Annotated in this window: 1 protein-coding gene; it reads left to right on the top strand. The window is 68.0% G+C overall.

Features of this window, described 5'->3' with window-relative positions:
• The coding region (locus tag EOA33_RS38270; RefSeq protein ID WP_145989623.1) for an ATP-binding cassette domain-containing protein at positions 1 to 484 on the top strand (484 nt) is incomplete at both ends.

Genomic DNA, 484 nt, shown 5'->3' on the forward strand with positions numbered 1-484 from the left:
CCGCCTCAGCCATCGCCGTCTCCGTTACCGGCATCGAAAAGTCCTTCGGGCCGACACGCGCGCTCGCTGGCGCCGACCTCGCCGGGGGCGACGTCAAGGTCGGCGCCGGCGAGGTCGTGGCGCTGATGGGCGCCAACGGCGCCGGCAAATCGACCTTGGTGAAGATTCTGTCGGGTTCGTACACGCCCGATGCGGGCACGATCATGCTGGACGGCAGGGCCGTTGCCTTCGCCTCGCCCAGCGCCGCCAAGGCCGCCGGCATCGCGACGGTGCATCAGGCAACCGACCAGGCGGGTGCTCCCGGGCTGACGGTCGCCGAGAATCTTGTGCTCGACGAGCTTTGCAGCCCGGGCGGGCGTTTTCTCGTCTCGAACAGGTCGATCCGCAAGCGCGCGAAGGAGATCGCGGCACTGATCGATCTCGACCTGGCGCTCGACCGCGACTTCATCGACCTTCGCCCGGCGGAGCGGCAATTGATTGCAAT

Origin of the sequence: Mesorhizobium sp. M4A.F.Ca.ET.050.02.1.1, from assembly GCF_003997725.1 — a bacterium.
In the GTDB taxonomy this organism is placed as follows: Bacteria; Pseudomonadota; Alphaproteobacteria; order Rhizobiales; family Rhizobiaceae; genus Mesorhizobium.